Origin of the sequence: Acinetobacter sp. YH12144, assembly GCF_013418345.1 — a bacterium.
GTDB classification, from domain to species: domain Bacteria; phylum Pseudomonadota; class Gammaproteobacteria; order Pseudomonadales; family Moraxellaceae; genus Acinetobacter; species Acinetobacter amyesii.
This window is the reverse complement of record NZ_VPCD01000008.1, coordinates 23,515-46,065: the sequence shown is the minus strand read 5'-3', so window position 1 is coordinate 46,065 and position 22,551 is coordinate 23,515. Positions and strand designations below refer to the sequence as shown.

The following is a 22,551-nucleotide window of genomic DNA, read 5'->3' as shown; positions in this document are numbered from 1 at the left end:
GCTTCTGCTGAAAATTCTTTAGTTTGCTAATTGCTGATCGATGTAATTCGTCATCAGCGTGAATACTTCATCAATACTCAAAGTTGAACTATCAATAAAATAAGCATCTGGCGCAGGCTTGAGTGGAGCGACTGTGCGTTCCATATCTCGCTTATCACGCGCTTCGATATTAGCTAAAATGTCGTTTATTTTAACATCCACGCCCATAGCCTGCAACTGATTTACACGGCGCTCTGCACGGGACTGAGCAGAAGCCGTTAAATAAATCTTGGCTTGAGCATTGGGAAAAATCGTAGTTGCCATGTCACGGCCATCTGCAACCAAACCAGGTGCTTGGGCAAAGGCATGCTGACGTTCTAAAAGCGCAGTTCTAAGTGCAGGAATTGCAGCAACTTTTGAGGCAAACTCTCCGACTCTCTCAGTACGGATAACTTTTGAGACATCTTCACCATCTAAAAGCACCGAAACACCTGCTTCATTTGTCACAAATTGTATGTCTAAATTTGTTGCAATTTTTACGCATTCATCGAGCTTTGAGTCTAATGCATCAATTAAGTCTTGCTTATGCAATGACAATCCCAACAGACGATATAACGCACCTGAGTCGAGTAAGTGGAACTGATAATGTGCCGCAATTTTTGCTGCCAATGTTCCTTTACCTGAGCCACTTGGGCCATCAATTGTAATGATTTGAACTGTCATTGCTCTTCCACTTTTGTTTATACGGTTTTTGCAAGTTTTGAAAAACCAATTTTAATCGCTGACTTCAGTTGCGCAAGGATTAATTGACTAACGAATGGCGCACGCGCCTGTAATTCAATCGTATAAGTGACTAAAGTACGCGCAGCATCAATCGCTTCGAATTGAATCACGCCCAAATGATGCTTCACCAATGGGTTTTTAATAATTTTATATTCAATACGTTGGTTTGGCTCAAGCAAGGTAATTTGCTCTTGTAACGGTTTCACTGGCCCAAAGCCCATACAGCGCACAGAACCCACACCATCAGGACGCTCAGGATCTACTGAATCTTTAACACGCACCACTTGAATCGGCGCAAAAGCCACGTTGTAGGTCGAATGTTTTGAAAGTAAGTCAAAAACTTGCTCGACCGGTGCATTAAATTCTTTTTTTACTTGAATGGATTTCATGGTGTACCCTATTTTATTTGACAATATTAATTGTCAGTAGAGTTTACTTGATTTTTTAAATTAAGTTCAGTCAAAGTGGCTTTTTCCTGTAACTTCATCAGTCGTTTTTGTTCACGACGCATTTTAAAAAAATCACTTAATTGTTGGGAGCATTGCTCTTGTAGGCAACCATGCTCAAACTCAAAGATATGGTTATAGTAGCCTGAATTTAATAATTGACGCGAACTGACCAAAGAACCTGCTTTAGGCTCAGTCGTCGCAAATACCACACGTTTAATTCTCGAATGTACCAAAGCACCCACACACATTGTGCATGGCTCCAATGTTACATATAAGGTTGCATCATCGGGTAAACGGTAATTATCGATATTTAAACAAGCTTGACGCAAAGCTTGTACTTCCGCATGTGCGGTGGGATCTTTCAGAGAAATCGGCGCATTAAACCCTGCACCTATGACTTGATTTTGACTCACAATGACTGCGCCTACAGGAATTTCTTGCAATTCTGCAGCTTGTGCAGCCTGCTCGAAAGCCAGCTGCATCCAGTGTTCATCACTATATAAGTTTGGTTCAGACATCAATTAATTAAATTACACCATACTGTCTTAACAGCGCATTCCAACTGTCAATATTGGTTACAGGAGGCTCATCAGCCAGAATTCCTTTGAGGGAAAGATCTGTACCTTTTTTCCATTCTGGAGACAGGTCTTTATCGACTAGGCGGGCGCGCACACCTTCCACAAAGTCCGCATGACGAATTTTCCACTCTGAAATTTGAGTTTCTAGTTCAAACACTTCATTCCAAGAATGCACTTTTTTCCCCCACTGCCACAACAACCATGTTAATGCGGCGGTTGCAGGTGAACCTTTTTGTAGATTTTCACTGGCTTGGCGTAACCAATCACTGCGCGCATCACTTAAACCAATAATTGATTCATAGTCATGTTCAAAATTATGCCCACGGCACACACTTTGAATCACATCTAACGAGTTTTGTAATGGCCCCGGCCCCACAGGACGATGCATACTATTTAAAGTGTCATCAATGGCACGAAAATCGCCCGCTGGATAATGATCCCAATCAATATTAATGACAGTTTCAAGTACATTATCACGCTGTGCATCGCAAATGTGGGTTGCCCAGCCGATACCATAAGCACCTGCTGCGGTCATAATCGAGCCTGTTAATCCCGTAAACAAACCAATAGCACCACGGTCAGCTAGGAAACGCGTCGCACCTACATCTGGATACAAACCGATATTAATTTCAGGCATTGCTAAACGCGAATAAGGTGTCACCAAACGGAAAGGTGCGGCCATAAATAGACCTAAACCACCACCCATGACATAACCTTCGCCCCAAACCAAAATCGGCTTTGCATAGTTATGCAGCAGCAAATCTAGGGCATATTCTTGTTCAAAGAATTTATTCGCCGTTTCAACTTCATCATTGACCACCAATTGTCGCAATTTGCGTACATCGCCACCTGCACAAAATGCTTTCGGCGTAGTGGAATCCAACCAAATCGCTTTAACAGCATCATCATGTTGAAAGTCCTGAAAGACTTCAAGCAACGCTGTACAGATAGATTCATCTAATGCATGAAGCGATTTTGGGCGATTCAGGCGAACAATGCGCCAGCCATTTTTCGCTTCTTCAACAATCAGATCTGGGTGATAATTTTTTGAAACGGGAGAATAAGTCATGCGTCCAGCTGCCAGTCTATTGGCTCAATGCCATTTTGTTTAAGATAATTATTACTTTTTGAGAACACCTTACAACCAAAAAAACCACCGCGGTTTGCAGCCAAAGGAGATGGATGCGCGGCTTTTAGCACCAAGTGCTTATTTTGGTCAATGCGTTGTCCCTTACGCTGTGCATATGCCCCCCATAAAATAAAGACAATATGCTCACGTTGCTCATTTAAAACATCAATCACATGGTCTGTAAAATCTTCCCAGCCACGTTTTTGATGTGAAGTTGGTTGCCCAGCCTCAACAGTCAGTACCGCATTTAAAAGCAAAACACCTTGTTCTGCCCAGCGTGTTAAGTCCCCATGTTTTGACACAGGTACCCCAAGGTCGGTATTTAACTCATGGAAAATATTACGTAAAGAAGGTGGTAATGCAACCCCCTTTTGTACCGAAAAACTCAAGCCATGTGCCTGATTTGGCCCATGATACGGGTCTTGGCCTAAAATCACCACCTTTACATTCGCCATAGGCGTCGTGTTTAAGGCATTAAAAATCAGCGGATTCGGTGGATAAATCACTTTATCCTGTTTGATTTGTTGTAGCAGAAAGTCTTTTAACTCATCCATGCGGGGGCTAAGCAGAAACTCACTTAGGCCATATTTCCAGCTAGCATCAAGCTGCACTTTAGCGAGTTTTGCTTGTTGCTCTTCTGTTAAAGACATCACTGTTAACTAATCCTAATAAAACCAAATATTTACTTAAATTTTAACTTGTAAATCAACTGCAGGGTTTAAAAATTTTTGACCCTGTTTTAATTTTTCATACATCTGGGGATCGTTCCATTCCGACTGAACCTGTTCGGAAAAGACGATTTGATCTAACTGCAACAGCCCCATTTGTGCGTTGTCGATATCTTCTAAAAAGCTTTGCGCATAGCCTGTGTCTGTCTCATGCACGATCACAGAATACACTTCAACATCACCCTCACCATTTTGAGTTTCTGTTGATTTTAGAACTTGTTGTGCTAAGTAAAAGAAGATCCGTGAAAACTGTTCTGCTGAAGGCGATACGGGTAGTTGAACCCAACGTGCGCTGAACTGCTTGCAAGCACGAATGTACTCGGCATCATCATGTTGCCAAAAACAAATCGCGTGATCAAAACTGTCAAATAAGTCTTTAATTACCCCTTTGAGCAAACCGAAATCGTAAACCATTTGTCCATGGTCAAGTTTCGATGCTTTGAGTAATAGTTCGACTTTATAACTGTGTCCATGAATGGAACGTTTGCAACGGTCTGACGTGCAATTACGCACGATATGCGCGTTTTCAAACTTAAATAACTTACGAATTAACATATGTCGTAATGCAATCAAATAATCTATGGGTTCTCAGAGATTATAATGCAAAAGTCTAACAAGAGGCATTAATTTTGCTGTTCAGCACAATTGGGAAAAGGCATCATGAAAATTTAGCGATATTTAAGACCTAAAATGGTGCCATACTGCGAAAAGCCACATATACATCTTTATCTTTTCGGACTAACTCACTAGTAAATTGACGCTTTCTTTCATTTAAAATAATTTCAATTTGCGCTTTAAAATAATTCGACTGCACACCCAATTGTGAGTTTAAAACTTCTCGATTTTCTGTGCTCACCTGTGCAAATGGCTCCATTACCCATAAGTCATTGATATTTTCGAAATGTTCAAATTTGGCTGCCTTTTGTTGCAAAGCTTGTTCGACTGCATTGACATCTAAACGATCATCCAAGGTCGCTAACAAAAATGCAGGAGCGGTATTAATGTTTACTGTTGTTTCATGCGAGGGCAAGCTACTCACATAAGGCGCAATCAGTTTATATTGAGCACCTTCAAAACCACGGACTGATTTCAGCTCTTCCACACTATGGAATTTTGCATTTGGCGGTAGTGCCGCATTATTTAAACCACGATAATACGCCAGCTCTGCTCCCATTGGGCCAGAGGTCTCATCATCTTCATCTTGCCAGTCAATCACGGCTTGACTTAATTCTGCGGGTAAACCAACACGCTGCAATATTTTTTCAAACCATAGCTTTGCTTTGTCATTTACCACACCCTCTTCTGAAACCAAACTATTGAGGTTAAATTTTCCAGATTCGTCTTGCAGCACACCTGCAACAGTTCCACCTTCCACTGGAAAGGCGGGCATAGGCTGAGCCCAATTTTCTTGGAGGTGATCCACCTGCCCTGCATTTTCGGCATCATTTACTAAAAGTTCAGCAAAAAATGCTTCGGCACTTTTCGCATATAACAACGACTGATTTTGGCGCATCACATAAGCGGTATTTTCAGAAGTATGGGCTTGTTGTTTTGCGATACCTGCTGCAACTATGGTTGCCAAAGCTACCATCATCAGGATAGTTAGCAAAGCAATGCCGCGTTGCTGTTTCATAAGCAACTCCGAACTTCAAATGAACCTACTACCTGTTCGTTAACCATTCTTATTTTTTATCCAATAAAAAATCAGTATTTAACAAACTGAATAACCATTCGTAGTTTGTCCCATCAACTGTGAGTTGCATTCTGATGCCCCGCGGTAACAATTGTATGGTTTTTTCATTATTCAAATCTGCGGCAGCATCTGGCCAATTCTCTAACTCATTTGGATTGAGTACCGTGATTTTAAATTGCTCTACATTATCTAGTAACACACTCGAATCTGGCTGATCATGCCCCGTTTGGTTTAGATTTTTAAACTTTAGCCGATACAATTTTTTTTCATCAGCTTTGTATTGATATTCTACTCGCTCATCAGGTGCAATACCCTGATTTAATGGGTCAGTGACACCAGTCTTACTGAAATTAAATCGGCCATTTTGCAACACCAGCGCTGGTTGAATATCTCCATTAATATTGGCAGTTAAAGGCACAGCTTGTACCGTGTCTCTGAGTATCTGCTGATGGGCATCTTGCAACTGACTGAGCCGTGCCTCATGGGTTGCGTTTCGTTCTTTCACTTTCGAGACATAATCAAAAACCTTCCAGCCCAATGCAGATAGTACTGCAAAAATGGCAATCGCAACCAAAAGTTCAACTAAGGTAAATCCTGCTTGATTCTTCATTCCTTGCTGCACAAGCACAGGCATATCTTGAGATGTACGTTTTTTTCTAGTTATTATTTTCATCCAACGGAGCCTTATAGTTAAAGAACACTAAACTACTAATCCCTGCTTCAACACCCCCAGTTTCAGCATTCATCAAACTCACTTGGATATCGATACGTTGTACATTTGGACTAATGGTGGCTTGGGCTTTTTTGTCAATTTGCCATTGTTCGCCTTGTTCAGTGACTTGTTTAGATGCAGTACCTGTCATCCATTCACGATTGATTTCCATCTTAGCGATTTCATTCAGCGCGACAAATTGTGCTTTATTTCTTAAAATTGCGTGTGCTGTCGACTGCGTATATTGCATCGCAACATTAGACAAAGCCATTGCCGCAGTAGCAAAAATCGCCAATGCCACCATGACTTCAAGTAGCGTAAATCCTTTAGCCCGCATTGACTTTCCCTAAATGATCGATTTCGATTTCATTACCAATGGCACGTTCTTCAAAATAAAACTGTATACGCACAGGCTTTACCTCACCATTGCCCAACCAAATCAACTTGGGTGCATTGGTATTTAACAAATCATCATTATTGGCATTTTCATACTGCTGATCTAAAGGCTGAATTGTAAAAGAGACATTTTCAGGTAATACTCGGGTTTCAAAATCTTTATAGTTTTGCCATTTATTATTCTGATTTAAAATACTATTTTCTACACGTTTTTGTTCTGGTAAATATTCTTGTACCGCATAGCTTTGCGTGTTGACATCCGTTCCAGCTTTTTGCTGTAAAGCCAATATCAAAGCTTGATCATTTGCATCACGTAAAATTCGTTTCAGATCCATTACAAACACTTCGCGTGCTTGCATGGCTTTGCGTTGATCTGTCCCACCAATATTTAAAAGTACCAATGAGGCCATGATGCCCATAATCACAATCACCACCATCAATTCTACGAGGGTGAAGCCACGAACCGATGATGGTGATGCACTTTTCATAAGCAGCCTTTAAGCGAATTGAGCAACCGCATGCACTTGTTTTGGTAAGGCCAAGGCTTGATCAATATAAGCAACCCGCAAGGTGTCTCTTGAACCCAAATAACGCTGATAAAAACTAGAGTTCAAAATTGCTGCAGCACCATGTGTAAGTGACCAAATTGAAGCAAGATAATCACGTACTGGCATACTACTTTGAATCGACTCCAAATAACGCTCAGTCATACGGATAATCAATCTCAGGCGCTGTTTGCGCACTTGATAAAGTTCACTAAACAAGTGTTGAATACCCACACCCGTTGTCGATAAACGCTCTTCAATTTGATGAAACAACACTGTACGTTCTGGGTGATGTAAGTGATGCAACATAAAGAAAGCAAGGTGTTCAGGAAAAGCTTTATCGGTGTCTTTAATCATTTCCAATAACATGCGTTCATTACGAATAATGAGCAACATATATAGTTCATCTTTACTTTGAAAATGTTTATATAACGTCCCTTTTGCCAAGTCGAGTTCTGCCGCTAGCGCATCTAGTGTCATCCCTGCTTCGCCATTTTCCAATAGCAGCTGCTCTGCCACTTGGAAAATTAATGCCTCTCTTGCTCTAAACTGAGCTTGACGATCCATCTTCACCCTATACTCTCTTACTCTTATATCAATTCAAATTATTTACTTAAGATTGAGGAGATTTTCAAAGTTTTGCATTGTAATGAAAGCCATCTCTTCAATTGACTTATCATATACATCACTTAAGGCTTTGGCTACATAAGGAACGTATTTTGGTTCATTAGACTTTCCTCTATAGGGCACCGGTGCAAGATATGGACTATCTGTTTCAATGAGCACGCGATCCAGTGGCACTTGCTTGGCCACATCACGCAAATCTTGTGCATTTTTAAAAGAAACAATGCCTGAAAATGACACGTAATAACCGCAATCTAAGACCGCTTTTGCCGTTTCCCAATCTTCAGTAAAACAATGCAAAATACCGTGAGTGGATTTCTCTGCACGGATAATATCCACCGTATCATGCTTTGCAGAACGGGTATGAACAACCACTGGTTTTTTTACAGCTTGTGATGCGTGAATATGGCGGGCAAAGCATTCTTTTTGCTCTGCAATAAAGTCTGTACTATGAAAATAGTCCAGCCCTGTTTCACCAATCGCCCAAACCTTTTCAGGTTGTGCTAATTCAATGAGATATTCTTCTGTTGCCCGAGCCATCGTTGCAGGATCTTCACATGGGTGAACCCCAACGGAATAACCCACATCAGCATGACGTGATGCAATTTTTGAAAGTTCGATATGGTCATCTAGATCAACCGAGATACTCATAAATTTTGAGACCCCGGCTTGACGAGCCTGATCCAATGCAAGATCTAAATTACCCTCATAAGGGCTTAAGTCAAGCATGGTTAAATGGCAATGGGTATCTACAAACACAATATGTACCTACAAGTCTTCACTGTTGTAACTACATAGTGTAACTTCTACGCCCCTCAGATTTAAGCCCTGCAAGTAAACGTTCTGCTTCTGTTTTGAAATAAACGCCTTTTTCGCCGCTTAATTGAATTCCAAAGCCTTGTGGTTTAATGCCATTTTGCTTTTGCGAAATCCAAATCACTTTCCCTGTCAAAGGAATTTTTATACTTTGTTCAGGCAAAGTCGCCAATAAGAAAACCTCATCACCCATTTTCACAGCTTGCTTTGATGGTACAAATAAACCACCACCAACGACATAAGGCATGTAGCTCGCAAAAAGTGTTTCCACATCTGGAATATTAGCGTGAACGATCCCGCCCATACGTGGTTGCATGATGTTTCCCCTTAATTAAACATTCATCAGTTTGATGCAAAGCTCATCTACGACCAGATTCCCCTGTACGTTCTGCTCGATGAACCGCTTAGACTGCTGTAATTCTGTATAAATCCCAAAGAGTGTTTCGAGCGAATATTGCTCTGCCAACACCCCAAAATCCAAATCTATATTTTTTATGGATTGATTTAGCTTGACACAAATTATATCGGACAACAAGTATTCAAACATTTGACTAAAATCACTAAAACTCAGAGCTTTATTCCACTTGGTCGCAATTGCCATCGGCATATTTTTTTTTGTCACAAGTTTTTGCCAATCTTGTAGAAACTCTTGGCGCATATTTAGCCATTCACTACTTGCCAATGAAATCGCTTGTAATGGCATTTGACTGGCTAAGTTCATGAGAACTTTGCGCTGGGTTTCACCACTATCGGGCAAATGCTGCTGTAAATATTGCTGTGATTGTTCCGGTTCAATACGATCCAATGCATAGTGCTGCATTCGACTGCGAATGGTTGCCGGCAATTTCAAATAATGCTCTGCCAATAACATAATCACAATCCGCTCGCCCGGCTCTTCCAATGTTTTCAGCAATGCATTTGATGATGCAATGTTTAATGCTTCAGCAGGCTCAATCAACACAACTCGCCAACCGTCTACGGTTTGCTGTACAAAAGGCAATAAATCACGAATTTTCTCGATTTTAATTTTGGCGTTTTGCTTTTTATTGTCTTCATCTGTACTGATATGGACAAAATTTGGATGTGTATCTGACTTTAACCACTGGCAACTCCCGCACTCACCACACGGCTCAGTTCGCTCATCACGTTTTTGACACAGCACCCATGCAAGAAATTGTTTTGCAAATGCCTCTTTACCACAGCCTTTTTTGCCATACAAAAGCACGCCATGTCCCAATTGTGGAAAACGGCTGGTTAATGTATTCCATGTATTTTTCTGCCAAGGGTACACTTGCGCCACAATTTCATTTTGCATAAATCGTTTAACCTTATTCGAAGTTCGAAACATCCATTTGGTTCAAACGATCAAGGTCAGCTTGAGTATCTACGCCCGGTGGAAGGTTCGCTTCTGCCACAGCAATGGCAATACGGTGACCATTTTCCAAAACGCGTAATTGTTCAAGGCTTTCTAATTTTTCCAGCACACCCATATCCCAAGTGACATATTCTTGTAGGAGTTTTACGCGGTATGCATATAGGCCTAAATGACGATAAGCCTGATCATGCAAGGTTTGTTCAGCTTGCTTTGCACCATCACGGTCATAAGGAATAGTCGCACGGCTAAAATACAGCGCTTGATTGTGCTTTGACATCACCACTTTGACGATACTGTCACGTTGAAACTCATCTAGACTATGAATCGGCTCACAGAGCGTCGACATCGAACATGTCGGTTGATCAACAAGTAATTGTGCAACTTGTTTTACCAATTGAGCGGGAAGCAAAGGTTCATCACCTTGCACATTGACAATAATGTCATCACTCGCCCAACCTTTGATGCATGCAACTTCACTTAAACGATCTGTCCCTGTTGGATGCTCTGCAGAGGTCAGTACCACATCAACCCCTTCCGCACGACATACTGCTGCAATACGTTCATCATCTGTAGCAACACATAGGTCATCGAATCCTGCAACTTTTTTAGCTTGATCGACTACACGTAAAATCATCGGACGGCCGTGAATTTCAAGCAATGGCTTACCTGGTAAACGTGAACTTGAAAAACGTGCAGGAATAACAATATGTTTCATAAATTAAATGCCTTCGGGAAGTTTCAGACCCAGTTGTTTCAACTGCGCATGCAAAGTTTCATAACACGCAGGTGATAACACTGCATCTACAGGAACAACCCATATTTCTCTTTTAAAATCTGGATTATTTTTGAGGATCGCTAAAATTTTTACTGCATCTTTTTCAGTGGTAATGATGGGATTCGCATCTTCAAACTGCAAATCACTCAGTTCATATTCATAATGATCTGGGAATTCATGACATTGAAATTGATGAATCCCCATATTTTCTAAGGTTTTATAAAAGCGTTGCGGAAAGCCGATACCCACCACAGCATAAAAATCTTTACTTGCATCAAATGTCGTCACAAGATCTTTATTGAGCAAATAAGGCTGCGCCGCTTCTAAGTGCATATTCAGTGGAGAACTTGGATCTGCTGAATGCTCAATGACCGTTCCAGTGGCAAGGCGCTTTTTCGGTTCACGCAAATAACCTTCGGGTAATAATTTTTCATTGCCTAAACCACGGTTATTATCCAGTACGATCCACTCCAACTGACGTTGAAGCGCCCAATGCTGCAACCCATCATCGCAGATGATCAAATCCAATTCATGCTTAGATAGCAGTAACTCAATACTTTGCTGGCGATTTGGACCGACTGCCATCGGCACGCCAGTAGATTGAACGATTAAGCTCGGTTCATCACCCACGATTTCAGCCGTCGAATCTAAATCCACATAGGCCGGAAATGGTCCTTGACCACCATAGCCACGACTGATCACACCAACACGCAGCTTTAAGCTATTTAAATAACTAACCAAGTGAATGAGCAAAGGGGTTTTACCACTTCCACCGACTGTGATGTTACCAATGACCATGACTGGAATGGGCGCTTTATAGCTTTGCTTTATACCTGATTGATAGAGTTTTTTATTGAGTAAAAAGCCGCCACGATAAAGCCATGACAAAGGTCTAAACACAACGAGCCACTTTGCCTGTTCATTCCAAGCATCCTGAATCAATTGTGTAAAAGACATGACTTAATTTTCCTCAAAATTACGCTGATGAAGTTGGTAATATGCACCACGTTGTGCCATCAATTCCGTATGCGAACCTTGTTCAATAATACGCCCTTTATCCATCACCACAATACAGTCTGCATTTTCAATGGTCGATAAACGATGCGCAATCACGATCGTAGTACGATCTTGCATCGCAGCGTCAAATGCTTGCTGAATGAAAAATTCAGATTCGTTATCTAGCGCACTGGTCGCTTCATCTAAAATTAAGATCGGTGCATTTTTCAAAATCGCACGCGCAATCGCAATCCGTTGACGTTGACCACCAGACAGGTTTAAACCTTGCGCACCCAATGGAGTGTCATAACCTTGCGGTAAATCCATAATAAAATCATGTGCAAATGCAGCTTTAGCAGCAGCAATGACTTGTTCATCTGTTGCATGCTCGAGTTGACCATAAGCAATATTTTCACGCACAGTACGGTTAAACAAAACCACTTGCTGATTGACCATCGAAATCTGAGTACGCAAGCTATTGAGCTCAATATCATGAATATCATGCTGATCAAGCAACAATTGTCCAGATGACACCTCTTGATAACGCACCAACAGATTGACCAATGAAGTTTTACCTGCACCTGAACGCCCAACCAATGCAACGGTTTGCCCTGCATTCACTTTTAAATTGAAGTCATGAATCGCATGGTGACCATCGGCATAGATCAAATTAACATTTTTAAATTCGACATCGCCTTTCAAAGCAGGCTTAAGCGTGCCGTTATTTACTTCTTCAGGCATATCAAGCAATTCAAAAACTGAATAAGCTGCTGCCATGCCTCGTTGTAGTTTTTCGTTGACATCCGTCAAGGTTTTAATTGGCTTACTCAACATACCTGCGGCAGTGATATAGGCAACAAACTCACCCGCGGTTGTATCTTGTAAAATCTCTGGGCGTAGCGCGATATACATCACGATACTGAGCGCGATCGACATAATCAGCTGAACAATTGGGCTATTGAGTTGTTGCACCACAACCATTTTTAAGCCGCGGCGTAAGTTCTCCATTGAGCTTTCATAAAAACGTTTTTGTTCATAATCTTGCCCTGCAAAGCCCTTAACCACTAGGTTGCCTTGCACTGTCTCTTGCACCACATGGTTAACATCACCCATGGTACTTTGCACTTGCATGGATAATTTACGCATGCGCTTGGATGCTTTACGGATAATCAGCCCAATAATTGGACCAAAAATCAAAATACACAGAGTTAAACGCCAGTTGGTATAGAGCAAATAACCCAATAATGCGATGGTAATCAGACCCTGTTGTACAATCGTTTTCAGTGACTCAGATGATGCTGCCGTCAACTGTTCAACGTTATACATAATTTTTGCAGTGATATGACCGCTCGAATTATCTAAATAATATTGCGAAGGCAAACGCATGAGTTTTGCGAACACTTGCTGACGAATATTAAAGATTAAGTTTCGAGAAATCACTGCGGTAAAATATCCCCCCATGAACAAACCGAGTCCACGGAAGAACATCAATAAAACCACCAAGAGTGGAAATAAGGTTGTAAAGCTTTGATCTTTGTTTTGAATGGCTTCAATAATGCGTTCCAATAATTTTGCGACAGAAACTTCTGTCGCAGCATTAATACCGAAACCAAGCAAAACCAGCAGGCCGATTCCCCAAAAAGGTTTTAAATAACTTAATAGGCGTAAATAGACCTTAAAATCGTGCTTCACTAATAACCTCGAGTTGGAACTTTGGTACTGATGTTGATATTCACAAATCCAAGTTGACCTGCAACATCCATCACCCGAATCACATCTTGATGTGTTGCTTTTGCATCTGCTGCAATCACAAACATTAAATCACGACGATCATTGGCTGTCTGTTTAATTGCAGTATTCAAATCAGAGACTTCTTTACTCGCCAATGATTGACCATTGACAGAATAATGTCCTGTTGAATCCACCACAACTTCAATCTTTTGATCATAGTTTTTAGGTGGAACACCCTGTGCATCTGGCAAAGTGAGGTTCATTCGACTCATCTGGTTAAAGGTAGTCGAGAGCAACAAGAACACCAAAATGAACATCAAACAGTCAATCATCGGTGTGAGGTTGATATGAATATCTTCAACCTGACGACGTTTAAATTTCATGCGCAGTCTCCACTCAGCTGGCTTTCTGAATGTCCTGACTTTCTACTTCAGGTGTTTTTTTATAAAACAAAGCGGCATGAAATAATGTCGACTGCTGTTCTAACTCAGCCACATATTCCTGAACCAAACGTTGGAAATAACGATGCGCAAATAATGCAGGCACAGCAATTAACATACCGGCAGCAGTGGTAATCAAGGCTTTTGAAATACCCGGCATCATTAACACTGGATCACTATTGGTGCCAATATCAATCATTAAGAATGCTTCAATAATACCGATCACCGTACCCAACAAACCTAGTAACGGTGCAACAGCGCTTAAAGTGCCCAAAAAGTTAATATTTTTTTCTAAATAACCAATTTCTTGTGACGCAGTCACTTCCATTTGCGCACGTGCATATTGCTCGTTTTGATCTTTACTGGCATATCCTGCATCCAAGACACGACCCAATGTACTTTGTTGTAAAGTTGAACTTTGCTTTAGCTGCTGCACCACATCTTTCACCGATGTGTTTACATTCATCATCAAGTCTTTTGGTAACACCATTGATTTCTTTAAACGAATAAAGCGCTCAATGGTAACGGCTACCGTAAAGATCGAACAAATGACGAGCGGGATCATTAACCACCCGCCCGCTTTGACTAATTCCCACATTTGATTTTCCCCAATAAATCGAATTTAAAAATTATTCAGCTAGACAAATATTTAAAATGCCATCTAGCTCTTCAAGAGTATGGTAGCTAATCACCAGCTTGCCTTTCCCTTGTTTATTATGATCAATTTTCACATCTGCACTGAAACGATCAGAGAGACGTTGTGTCAGTTGCTGAATGTCTGATGAAACACTTGGTTTCGCTTTTTGTTGTTTTGGTGCATTCAAATCACGAACAAATTGTTCGGTTTGACGTACAGACATACTTTTTTCAATCACCATTTCAGCAACTTTAAGCTGATCTTTGGCTTTTAACGTCAAGATCGCACGTGCATGCCCCATATCGAGCAAACCTTGCTGCATAAAGTCTTTGACTTGATCCGCTAAAGACAAGAGGCGTAGCAAGTTACTAATTGTGGTACGTGCTTTACCTACCGTATCGGCAATCTCTTGATGACTTAAACCAAACTCGTCATGGAAGCGTTGTAAAGCCATGGCTTGATCGATTGGGTTCAAATCTTGACGTTGAATGTTTTCAATCAATGCCAAGGCAATTGCCACTTGATCACTCAAGTCACGAACAATGGCAGGAACTTCAGTTAAACCTGCAAGCTGAGCCGCACGCCAACGACGCTCACCAGCAATAATTTCGTAGGGATGCTTTTCATCTTCGACAGGACGAATGACGATTGGTTGCATGACACCATGCTTTTCAATCGATGCAGCAAGTTCTTGTAAATCTTGTTCTTTAATGAAACGACGCGGTTGATACTCGCCGCGTTTCAATAAATGCACATCAATTTGTTTTAACTGTCCATGATCTAAAGCTTTTGCTTCGAGCTGTAGTTTTTCTTTTTGGATTGAGCCGAGTAAGGCATCCAGACCACGACCTTTAGCCAGTCCGCGTTTTTTTACGGTCATGCTTTAGTTCCTTTTTTTACTTTGGTTTTTTTTAACATCTCAGCTGCCAAGTTCAAATAAGCAACTGCACCCTTCGAGCTTTTTTCAAAATAAATTACTGGTAAACCGTGCGCAGGCGCTTCAGCCAAACGAATATTTCGCGGAATGACCGTGTCATAAAGTTTCTGACCGAAGTATTGTTCAAGCTCAGCAGACACATCACGTGTTAAGGCATTACGCGCATCGTACATGGTACGAAGCACACCCACGATCTCTAGATCTGGGTTTAAAGCTTGCTGAATACGGTCAATGGTTTGGGTTAAGTCAGCCAAACCTTCCAATGCATAATATTCACACTGCATTGGAATCAGCACCGCACGTACCGCTGCAAGTGCATTGACAGTGATCAAACTTAAACTTGGCGCACAATCGACAATAATATAGTCGAAGTCTTTTTCAACACTTGCCAACGCTTCACGCAAAATAAACTCACGACCGTCTTGATCCGCAATCGCCAGTTCAACACCGGCCAAGTCACGGTTTGCACCTAAAACTTTATAGCCCACTTCCGCTTTATATATGGCGGTTTCAATCGGCACTTCGCCGAGTAAGACATCTGTGACTGAATACAGCAAATCATTTTTTTGAATGCCCGAACCCATCGTGGCATTGCCTTGTGAATCCATGTCCACAAGTAAAACTCGTTTTTTTAATATGGCTAAAGATGCAGCCAAGTTCACAGCCGTTGTGGTTTTACCTACGCCACCCTTTTGGTTTGCAATCGCAATAATTTGAGCCATGGTAACCCCAGTCCTTTGAAAATTTTAAATACGTTTAAGAAAAATTAAATGACGTTGCTCATCAAGTCGTGGAACTTTTAATGCAACGATATCAATCTTGAAATCACTTTTCAGTGTTTCAACTTCTTCTTCAGGAATTAAGCCTTTCATCGACGCAATAATACTTTGCTCATGCATATACGGTTTAGACGCATCCACAAAATCCGTTAACGATGCAAAAGCACGACTGGTAATCACATCAAACTGACCCAGTTCATTAATGCTGTCTTCATTTTCGACACGTGTTTGTACCGCAATGACATTTTTTAGTTTTAGGTCAGCAATAAATTGTTTTAAGAATCGAATTTTTTTACCGTTGGCATCTAAAAGCACACATTCACGCTCAGGCTGACACAGTGCAATGATCATGCCCGGCATGCCACCACCCGTACCGATATCCAATAAACGACCTGCAGGCAAATCATTTAGGATACTTAAGCTATCCAATAAATGCTTAACCAACATTTCTTTAGGATCACGAATAGCGGTCAAGTTATACGCTTTGTTCCACAGCACTAGGGCGTCTTGGTATTTCAGCAATAGATTTAATGCTTCTTCACTCAAATCTAAGCCAAGCTTTTGACTACCTTGCTTTAAGTCTTGAAAAAAAGGATGCATAAAGAAGACATCTCAATAAAAATTAACTGAAGTATACCGATTTCTAAGCCGTGGAACAGTAGCTAACGCTTAGCGAATATGCACTTAATCGTACATGCCTTGGCGAATCTGTAGATCTAGATCACTTAAACGCTCAGGTGTGCCAACATCAACCCACGCAGTTTGCATTTTCTCTGCAGAAATTTTTCCATCCAACATGGCTTGTTTCAATAATGGTGCGAGCGGACGCTTACCCGCTTCCAATCCATCAAACATGTTTGGATGTATAACTGCGATCCCGCTATAGGTGAGTGCCTCGCCTGTATGTTCTTGCTCAAAGGTATAACTACGCCCTGCATCCAAGATAAAATCACCCTTTGGATGTTGCGTTGGATTAGTCACATAAACCAAGTGTGCCAAATCATCTTTTAGCTCAACATTGAGCAAGACTGAAAAATCGTAAGTCGTCCAAACGTCACCATTGACTAAAATAAACGGTTCTGTCCCAAGCAAAGGTAAAGCATTAATAATGCCACCAGCTGTTTCCAAACCTTCCGCTTCACGTGTCCAACGAATATCTACACCAAACTGCGAACCATCACCTAAAGTACCAATCAGGATATCTGCAAGCCATGCAGAATTGATGATGATTTCAGTTACGCCAATTTTTTTTAGCTTTTCTATATGCCAAACAATCAGTGGTTTTCCACCCACTTCAAGCAACGGCTTTGGCTTATACAATGTTAAAGGGCGCATCCGATTTCCGAGACCCGCCGCTAAAATCATGGCTTTCATTATGCAACAACCTCATAAGTGCCGTATTTGGCTTCAAATTTCGGCAATACTTTAGCCTGAATAAATTGCATAAAAGGTTGTAATTCTGCATACGGTTTACTTTCTTCGAGTAAATACCACATCACGCGCGGCAAATCTTTGAGATAACCCGACTTACCATCACGCTCAAATAAGCGCACAAAAATACCTAAAATTTTGATATGCCGTTGAATCGCCATGAGGTCTGCGTCTTGTTTGAATTGCTCAAAGCTACGACCTTCTTTTGCCGATGCAGGTAGCAAATCATAGAACGTCTTAAACCATGCATAAACGCGATCTGCATTCCACTGCACATAGGCATCACGTGTAATAGAAATCAAATCATAAGTATCTGCACCAATCACAGCATCTTGGAAGTCAATCACACCCTGATCTTGCTCACCATCAAGTACCATCAAATTACGGCTATGAAAATCACGATGCACAATCACTTGAGGCTGAGCCAATGCAGCATTGGCTAAGATAGCAAAGGTACGTTTAATCAGTGCCGATTCTTCTTCAGTAGGCTGCACTTGTAGAGATGGCAATAACCAATCGGTTAACAGCTCCATTTCAGAAATCAGCTTTTCATAGGTATATGCAGGAAAATGAGCAGTACCATCAATTGACTGTAATTGAATCAACTGTTTAAAACTTTGAGCATAATGTGCGTCTACTGTTTGATCATTCAACAACGTGGACAATAAAACATCACCAAAATCCTCTAACAATAAGAAGCCTTGATCAAGGTCTTTGGCCACGATATGTGGTACACGCACGTCATGTGCATCAAAAAATTCATCAATCGACACAAAAGGACCACAATCTTCTTTTTCTGGTGGTGCATCCATGAGCATAAATGTTTTATTATTCAATTTGATTCGTGCATAACGACGGAAGCTTGCATCGCCTGCTAAGAAGTTAATTTCAAATTGATCTGAATCGAGTACAGATGAAATCCATGTTTGTATCAATTGTTCACGTTGTGTATTCATTTGCGATAAATTCTAATACAGGCTGAGTTTTTAAAGTGCTAAGTGTAGCTACTTATCAACTTTTTCTCTATGATGCGACAATAATTAATTGCGATTAAGCATACCTGGTTAATGAGACAAATGAAGCATCAGTTTAAATTTAATCCTTTAGCGACTGCGATCTTAACCCTTCTATGTGGTAGCTCGTTACCAAGCTATGCAGCACCTGTTTCAAACCCGTCCACGGATGACGATACAGAACAACTCAAACAAAGCATTTCAGAAGCTTATCCGGGGCAGCAGTTCTTCGAACAATATTATGTCGATAAATCTGCACCTGAAGCACAGATTCGCAACACTAATCAATTAAGTTCTGCGTTTTGTACAGGCACCTGGATTACCCCAGTTGCTCCAACAACGAAAGCAGTCGCACCTGAAGATGCAACCTCTACCATTACCGCAGACTATGGTCATTTTGACCCGAATGGCGACTCCATTCTTGAAGGTAATGTTCTGATTGACCAAGAAGGTCGTCAAATTCGTGCCGATCAAATCAAAATTGATAAAACCCAAACCTACGCCAATGCTTCTGGCCGCGTACAAATGGCACAGTCTGGGCTGATTTCTCAAAGTGATTCGATTGATTACAATTTAAGAACCCAACAGGGTGATTTAAATAACAGTTTCTTTATTGCTGAACAGCAGCATGCACACGGTCGCGCTGAGAAAATTTCACGTACTTCAACCGAAACCCTTGAATTAGAAAATGCGGTTTATACCACCTGTCCACCCGATGAAAAACCAACGTGGAAAATTCAAGCAGACAAAATTAAGCTGAATCAAGAAACCGGTCGTGGCGAAACCAAGGGGACAACACTTTATGTAAAAGATGTTCCTGTGATGGTTGTACCCTACTTCAACTTCCCGATTGATGACCGCCGTACCACAGGTATTTTGACCCCAAGCTTTGGTTTTACCAATGATGGCGGTATTGAACTTGCAGTACCAGTTTACCTAAACCTTGCGCCAAACTATGATGCTACAGTAACACCACGTTATATTGCAGACCGTGGCGCAATGATGGAAGGTGAATTCCGTTATTTGACCAAAAACTTTGGTTCAGGGATGGTGTGGGGTGGTTATTTACCATCCGACCAAAAGTATGACGATCAAGATCGTAAAGACTTACATTTCCTCCATAACTGGAAAATTAACGATCAATTCACGACAAATTTAGAATATAACTATGCATCTGATAAAGACTATTTCTCAGATCTCAATAATAATCCAAACTCAAAAACTGACCTGAACTTACGCCGTGCATGGGAACTCAATTATAAAAATGGTATCCCCGGCCTAAAAGCACAGCTTAAAGTTGAAGACTTCCAAACACTGGATAAAACTGTCAGTGATGAAGACCGTCCGTATGCGCGCTTGCCGCAATTCCTACTGAACTACAAGACTGGTAATCCGCTCGGCTTACAGTACGAATTTAACAACGATACAGCATATTTTAAAAAGAATCTGCGTGGCGATAATATTCCGCAAAACAATAGTGATGCGACAATGTATGAGCCAAGTGGTGCACGTATTTATAACGACTTTAGTGTGCGTTATAACTATCGTACCCCATGGTCATTTGTGATTCCTGAAGCAACGATTCGTAACGTCAACACCATTTACGATCAAGACACCGTTAATGCACAAAACATTAGTTCATCAAATGAAAGTAAGTCGGTCGTTGTACCGCAATTCACTTTAGATGCGGGTCTTGTGATGGAGCGCGAAGGTCGTTATCTACAAACCTTAACGCCTCGCTTCTTCTATGCGTATTCTCCATACAAAAACCAAGACACTAACCCGAACTTTGACTCAACCACAGCGTCAATTAACTATGACCAATTATTTAGCCCGCGTCGCTTCTACGGTAATGACCGTTTAGAAGACAACAACTTCGCATCTCTAGGTTTAAGCTATAGTTTATTTGATGATGTAGGTCTTGAGCGTTTAAAAGCCAGTGTTGGTCAAAGCTTCTATTTTGAAGACCGTCGCGTCACTCTAAACAACGTCTCTGATAAATTTGATACCGAACGCCATACCGGCCCTGTCGTGAGCATTTCTAGCCAACTATCTGACAGCATCAGTGTGAATGCCAATTCAGCATGGATGGCGAATGGTGATAATGCTCAGCGCGATATTCAAATGTATTACACAGGAAATAAAGGCAATTTATACAATGTCGGTTATTTCTATCGTAAAGACATTCCGAATCGCCAAGACAGCTATGACCAAGCAGTAGCATCGTTTATTCAACCTATTCACAATAACTGGCGTATTATTGGTCATGCACAATATGACCTCGACAACAGTATTGCGCGTGAATATTTACTTGGTGTGAACTACGAGTCATGCTGCTGGGGTGTTTCAGTTTATGGTCGTTCGTACTATAACGATTTAGATGATGTAACATCTTCAGATGTTAAACCAAAACGTGCCATTATGGCGGAGTTCACTCTAAAAGGTTTAGGTGGCTTCAACAATAAATTAACCTCTTTGCTTGAAAACCGAGTGTTGGGTTTTAACAATATTAATCAATCTTGGACAGAACGTTAATGAAGACAAAACAGTTAAAACAAATTTTTAAAGCGTCAGCCTTGGCACTTTGCATATCGACTTCTGTATCTGTATTTGCTGCTGCGCAACCTAAAGATGAAATTGTAGCTGTCGTTGACAATAGCGTGATTCTACGTAGTGATCTTGATCAAAGCATTGCCGAGATCACTCATCAATTTCAAGCAAAAAAACAAACCGTCCCACCGACTGAATATTTGCAGCAACAAGCTTTAGAACAGCTGATTTCGCGCCAAGCACAGCTTGAACAGGTTAAACGATATAATGTCAAAGCGGATGAAAAATCGCTCAATGAAGCCGTACTTAAAGTTGCAAAAGACGCCGGCTCTCCAAGCTTAGAAGCATTTCAGCAAAAATTAGATGCTGTTGCGCCAAATACCTATGCAGGTTTACGTGCACGTATCGCTGAAGACATCGCGTTACAACGCCTACGCCAACAGTTGGTCACTTCTCGTATTCAAATCAGTGACCAAGATGTGAAAAACTTCTTAAGTTCACCACAAGGTCAAGCTGCGCTAGGTAATCAAGTCCACGTCTTACATGTACGCGTTGCTAGCAGTGATAATGCCGTTAAAATCGCTGAAGACATTCGCAAAGAACTGGCAGCAAGTAACGATGTTAAAGCGATTACCAACAAATACAGCACCAAAGACATTAAAGTTGACGGTGCAGATATGGGCTTCCGCAACTTATCTGATATTCCAGATGAACTTGCTGCACGTGTAGCACCTTTGCAAGTCGGTCAAACCACTGAACTGATTTCAGTACGTGATGGCGTTCATGTTTTAAAATTGGTTGACCGTAAAGGTGGCGAACAAAAAGCCATTGTTCCACAATACCAAACTCGCCATATCTTGATTCAACCTTCTGAAGTGGTGAGTCCTGAAAACGCAAAACAAATGATAGACAGCTTGTATAACCGCCTGCAAAAAGGTGAAGATTTTGCTGTCTTGGCTTCAACATTCTCGAATGACACCGGTTCTGCTGCCAATGGTGGTAGTTTAGGTTGGGTTAGCCCAGGTGTTATGGTTCCAGAATTTGAAGCGATGATGAAATCAACAGCGAAAGGTGAAATCAGCAAACCTTTCCAATCTCAGTTTGGTTGGCACATCCTGCAAGTAACAGATACACGTCAACAAGACATGACACATGAAGTACAAGAACGTATGGCACGTCAGATTTTAGGTGAGCGTCAATTTAACACTGAACTGGACAGCTGGTTACGTGAAATACGCAACAATGCCTATGTTGAAATTAAAGACCCTGCTCTAGATCGTAAAAAGAAATAAGTGAATAAACAAAAAACCAGCTTCGGCTGGTTTTTTATGTCGATTCTTATCATTATTCAGCGTTGTAGTAATTATTAGTTGTAGTAATTATTAAAAAACCAGTATTTAAACCATCTACTCTTTTTATAGGCAAAAAAAAACCTCCCATTTGGGAGGTTTTTTT

At 41.1% G+C, this 22,551-nt stretch carries 26 protein-coding genes; 2 read left to right on the top strand and 24 right to left on the bottom strand.

Going from position 1 to position 22,551, the window contains the following annotated elements:
- Positions 1–18: 18 nt before the first annotated feature.
- From cmk to FTU79_RS06595, 24 genes are all read right to left on the bottom strand, one after another.
- Entirely contained in the window at positions 19–702 is a 684-nt protein-coding gene (gene cmk, locus FTU79_RS06710) for a (d)CMP kinase (RefSeq protein WP_168378902.1), read from the bottom strand.
- A gap of 17 nt (positions 703–719) precedes the next feature.
- The gene (locus FTU79_RS06705; RefSeq protein WP_180049368.1) at positions 720–1,151 is read right to left on the bottom strand and encodes an SRPBCC family protein; all 432 of its coding nucleotides are present in this window, start codon (positions 1,149–1,151) and stop codon (positions 720–722) included.
- A gap of 26 nt (positions 1,152–1,177) precedes the next feature.
- Entirely contained in the window at positions 1,178–1,729 is a 552-nt protein-coding gene (gene tadA, locus FTU79_RS06700) for a tRNA adenosine(34) deaminase TadA (RefSeq protein WP_078188939.1), read from the bottom strand.
- Positions 1,730–1,736: 7 nt separating this feature from the next.
- Entirely contained in the window at positions 1,737–2,858 is a 1,122-nt protein-coding gene (locus tag FTU79_RS06695) for an enoyl-CoA hydratase/isomerase family protein (protein WP_180049353.1), read from the bottom strand.
- On the bottom strand, positions 2,855–3,568 hold the full coding sequence (gene ung, locus FTU79_RS06690) for a uracil-DNA glycosylase (RefSeq protein WP_180007388.1): 714 nt from the start codon (positions 3,566–3,568) through the stop codon (positions 2,855–2,857). The genes FTU79_RS06695 and ung overlap by 4 nt, the downstream gene beginning before the upstream one ends.
- A gap of 36 nt (positions 3,569–3,604) precedes the next feature.
- Positions 3,605–4,201, bottom strand: a complete 597-nt coding sequence (locus tag FTU79_RS06685) for a 6-carboxytetrahydropterin synthase (protein WP_180007335.1) — start codon at positions 4,199–4,201, stop codon at positions 3,605–3,607.
- A 130-nt stretch (positions 4,202–4,331) separates the two neighbouring features.
- Complete coding sequence (gene gspK / locus FTU79_RS06680; RefSeq protein WP_180049351.1) at positions 4,332–5,279, bottom strand: type II secretion system minor pseudopilin GspK; 948 nt, start codon at positions 5,277–5,279, stop codon at positions 4,332–4,334.
- A 49-nt stretch (positions 5,280–5,328) separates the two neighbouring features.
- Complete coding sequence (gene gspJ, locus FTU79_RS06675; RefSeq protein ID WP_180049433.1) at positions 5,329–5,949, bottom strand: type II secretion system minor pseudopilin GspJ; 621 nt, start codon at positions 5,947–5,949, stop codon at positions 5,329–5,331.
- A 46-nt stretch (positions 5,950–5,995) separates the two neighbouring features.
- Positions 5,996–6,388 (bottom strand): type II secretion system minor pseudopilin GspI, encoded by a 393-nt coding sequence (gene gspI, locus FTU79_RS06670; protein ID WP_180049349.1) that lies wholly within the window; start codon positions 6,386–6,388, stop codon positions 5,996–5,998.
- Positions 6,378–6,935 carry a type II secretion system protein gene (locus tag FTU79_RS06665; RefSeq protein ID WP_180049347.1) on the bottom strand — a complete coding sequence of 186 codons (558 nt, stop codon included), beginning with the start codon at positions 6,933–6,935 and terminating at the stop codon, positions 6,378–6,380. Before FTU79_RS06665 ends, gspI begins: the two co-directional genes overlap by 11 nt.
- Positions 6,936–6,944: 9 nt before the next feature.
- A complete protein-coding gene (locus FTU79_RS06660; RefSeq protein ID WP_168378896.1) occupies positions 6,945–7,559 on the bottom strand; it encodes a TetR/AcrR family transcriptional regulator in 615 nt (204 codons plus the stop codon).
- A gap of 42 nt (positions 7,560–7,601) precedes the next feature.
- A complete protein-coding gene (locus FTU79_RS06655) occupies positions 7,602–8,375 on the bottom strand; it encodes a TatD family hydrolase (RefSeq protein WP_180049345.1) in 774 nt (257 codons plus the stop codon).
- Between the two features lie 31 nt (positions 8,376–8,406).
- Positions 8,407–8,748 (bottom strand): PilZ domain-containing protein, encoded by a 342-nt coding sequence (locus tag FTU79_RS06650; RefSeq protein WP_111885061.1) that lies wholly within the window; start codon positions 8,746–8,748, stop codon positions 8,407–8,409.
- Between the two features lie 15 nt (positions 8,749–8,763).
- On the bottom strand, positions 8,764–9,747 hold the full coding sequence (locus tag FTU79_RS06645) for a DNA polymerase III subunit delta' (RefSeq protein WP_180049343.1): 984 nt from the start codon (positions 9,745–9,747) through the stop codon (positions 8,764–8,766).
- A gap of 13 nt (positions 9,748–9,760) precedes the next feature.
- Positions 9,761–10,522 (bottom strand): 3-deoxy-manno-octulosonate cytidylyltransferase, encoded by a 762-nt coding sequence (gene kdsB, locus FTU79_RS06640; protein ID WP_180049341.1) that lies wholly within the window; start codon positions 10,520–10,522, stop codon positions 9,761–9,763.
- Positions 10,523–10,525: 3 nt separating this feature from the next.
- Positions 10,526–11,539 carry a tetraacyldisaccharide 4'-kinase gene (lpxK, locus tag FTU79_RS06635; protein ID WP_180049339.1) on the bottom strand — a complete coding sequence of 338 codons (1,014 nt, stop codon included), beginning with the start codon at positions 11,537–11,539 and terminating at the stop codon, positions 10,526–10,528.
- A 3-nt stretch (positions 11,540–11,542) separates the two neighbouring features.
- A complete protein-coding gene (gene msbA / locus FTU79_RS06630; RefSeq protein ID WP_180007340.1) occupies positions 11,543–13,270 on the bottom strand; it encodes a lipid A export permease/ATP-binding protein MsbA in 1,728 nt (575 codons plus the stop codon).
- Entirely contained in the window at positions 13,270–13,692 is a 423-nt protein-coding gene (locus FTU79_RS06625; protein WP_078193671.1) for a biopolymer transporter ExbD, read from the bottom strand. The genes msbA and FTU79_RS06625 overlap by 1 nt, the downstream gene beginning before the upstream one ends.
- 13 nt (positions 13,693–13,705) lie before the next feature.
- A complete protein-coding gene (locus FTU79_RS06620) occupies positions 13,706–14,347 on the bottom strand; it encodes a MotA/TolQ/ExbB proton channel family protein (protein WP_180049337.1) in 642 nt (213 codons plus the stop codon).
- A 31-nt stretch (positions 14,348–14,378) separates the two neighbouring features.
- Complete coding sequence (locus FTU79_RS06615; protein ID WP_168378888.1) at positions 14,379–15,266, bottom strand: ParB/RepB/Spo0J family partition protein; 888 nt, start codon at positions 15,264–15,266, stop codon at positions 14,379–14,381.
- Positions 15,263–16,045: a ParA family protein gene (locus FTU79_RS06610; protein ID WP_078188958.1), complete on the bottom strand. Its 783-nt coding sequence runs from the start codon at positions 16,043–16,045 to the stop codon at positions 15,263–15,265. Before FTU79_RS06610 ends, FTU79_RS06615 begins: the two co-directional genes overlap by 4 nt.
- 24 nt (positions 16,046–16,069) lie before the next feature.
- Positions 16,070–16,702: a 16S rRNA (guanine(527)-N(7))-methyltransferase RsmG gene (gene rsmG / locus FTU79_RS06605; RefSeq protein ID WP_168378887.1), complete on the bottom strand. Its 633-nt coding sequence runs from the start codon at positions 16,700–16,702 to the stop codon at positions 16,070–16,072.
- 84 nt (positions 16,703–16,786) lie between these two features.
- On the bottom strand, positions 16,787–17,476 hold the full coding sequence (gene murU, locus FTU79_RS06600; protein ID WP_180049335.1) for an N-acetylmuramate alpha-1-phosphate uridylyltransferase MurU: 690 nt from the start codon (positions 17,474–17,476) through the stop codon (positions 16,787–16,789).
- Positions 17,476–18,489 carry an aminoglycoside phosphotransferase family protein gene (locus FTU79_RS06595; protein ID WP_180007342.1) on the bottom strand — a complete coding sequence of 338 codons (1,014 nt, stop codon included), beginning with the start codon at positions 18,487–18,489 and terminating at the stop codon, positions 17,476–17,478. The genes murU and FTU79_RS06595 overlap by 1 nt, the downstream gene beginning before the upstream one ends.
- A 120-nt stretch (positions 18,490–18,609) precedes the next feature.
- On the opposite strand from FTU79_RS06595, the gene FTU79_RS06590 reads away from it, so the two are divergent.
- Both FTU79_RS06590 and FTU79_RS06585 read left to right on the top strand, forming a co-directional pair.
- Entirely contained in the window at positions 18,610–21,081 is a 2,472-nt protein-coding gene (locus tag FTU79_RS06590) for an LPS-assembly protein LptD (RefSeq protein WP_180049333.1), read from the top strand.
- Positions 21,081–22,388: a peptidylprolyl isomerase gene (locus tag FTU79_RS06585; RefSeq protein WP_180049331.1), complete on the top strand. Its 1,308-nt coding sequence runs from the start codon at positions 21,081–21,083 to the stop codon at positions 22,386–22,388. Before FTU79_RS06590 ends, FTU79_RS06585 begins: the two co-directional genes overlap by 1 nt.
- The last annotated feature ends 163 nt before the right edge of the window (positions 22,389–22,551 follow it).

Coding starts and splice junctions, on each gene's coding strand:
- cmk (WP_168378902.1), bottom strand. CDS start 702: ATGACAGTTCAAATCATTACAATTGATGGCCCAAGTGGCTCAGGTAAA.
- FTU79_RS06705 (WP_180049368.1), bottom strand. CDS start 1,151: ATGAAATCCATTCAAGTAAAAAAAGAATTTAATGCACCGGTCGAGCAA.
- tadA (WP_078188939.1), bottom strand. CDS start 1,729: ATGTCTGAACCAAACTTATATAGTGATGAACACTGGATGCAGCTGGCT.
- FTU79_RS06695 (WP_180049353.1), bottom strand. CDS start 2,858: ATGACTTATTCTCCCGTTTCAAAAAATTATCACCCAGATCTGATTGTT.
- ung (WP_180007388.1), bottom strand. CDS start 3,568: ATGTCTTTAACAGAAGAGCAACAAGCAAAACTCGCTAAAGTGCAGCTT.
- FTU79_RS06685 (WP_180007335.1), bottom strand. CDS start 4,201: ATGTTAATTCGTAAGTTATTTAAGTTTGAAAACGCGCATATCGTGCGT.
- gspK (WP_180049351.1), bottom strand. CDS start 5,279: ATGAAACAGCAACGCGGCATTGCTTTGCTAACTATCCTGATGATGGTA.
- gspJ (WP_180049433.1), bottom strand. CDS start 5,949: ATGAAGAATCAAGCAGGATTTACCTTAGTTGAACTTTTGGTTGCGATT.
- gspI (WP_180049349.1), bottom strand. CDS start 6,388: ATGCGGGCTAAAGGATTTACGCTACTTGAAGTCATGGTGGCATTGGCG.
- FTU79_RS06665 (WP_180049347.1), bottom strand. CDS start 6,935: ATGAAAAGTGCATCACCATCATCGGTTCGTGGCTTCACCCTCGTAGAA.
- FTU79_RS06660 (WP_168378896.1), bottom strand. CDS start 7,559: ATGGATCGTCAAGCTCAGTTTAGAGCAAGAGAGGCATTAATTTTCCAA.
- FTU79_RS06650 (WP_111885061.1), bottom strand. CDS start 8,748: ATGCAACCACGTATGGGCGGGATCGTTCACGCTAATATTCCAGATGTG.
- FTU79_RS06645 (WP_180049343.1), bottom strand. CDS start 9,747: ATGCAAAATGAAATTGTGGCGCAAGTGTACCCTTGGCAGAAAAATACA.
- kdsB (WP_180049341.1), bottom strand. CDS start 10,522: ATGAAACATATTGTTATTCCTGCACGTTTTTCAAGTTCACGTTTACCA.
- lpxK (WP_180049339.1), bottom strand. CDS start 11,539: ATGTCTTTTACACAATTGATTCAGGATGCTTGGAATGAACAGGCAAAG.
- FTU79_RS06625 (WP_078193671.1), bottom strand. CDS start 13,692: ATGAAATTTAAACGTCGTCAGGTTGAAGATATTCATATCAACCTCACA.
- FTU79_RS06620 (WP_180049337.1), bottom strand. CDS start 14,347: ATGTGGGAATTAGTCAAAGCGGGCGGGTGGTTAATGATCCCGCTCGTC.
- FTU79_RS06615 (WP_168378888.1), bottom strand. CDS start 15,266: ATGACCGTAAAAAAACGCGGACTGGCTAAAGGTCGTGGTCTGGATGCC.
- FTU79_RS06610 (WP_078188958.1), bottom strand. CDS start 16,045: ATGGCTCAAATTATTGCGATTGCAAACCAAAAGGGTGGCGTAGGTAAA.
- rsmG (WP_168378887.1), bottom strand. CDS start 16,702: ATGCATCCTTTTTTTCAAGACTTAAAGCAAGGTAGTCAAAAGCTTGGC.
- murU (WP_180049335.1), bottom strand. CDS start 17,476: ATGAAAGCCATGATTTTAGCGGCGGGTCTCGGAAATCGGATGCGCCCT.
- FTU79_RS06595 (WP_180007342.1), bottom strand. CDS start 18,489: ATGAATACACAACGTGAACAATTGATACAAACATGGATTTCATCTGTA.
- FTU79_RS06590 (WP_180049333.1), top strand. CDS start 18,610: ATGAAGCATCAGTTTAAATTTAATCCTTTAGCGACTGCGATCTTAACC.
- FTU79_RS06585 (WP_180049331.1), top strand. CDS start 21,081: ATGAAGACAAAACAGTTAAAACAAATTTTTAAAGCGTCAGCCTTGGCA.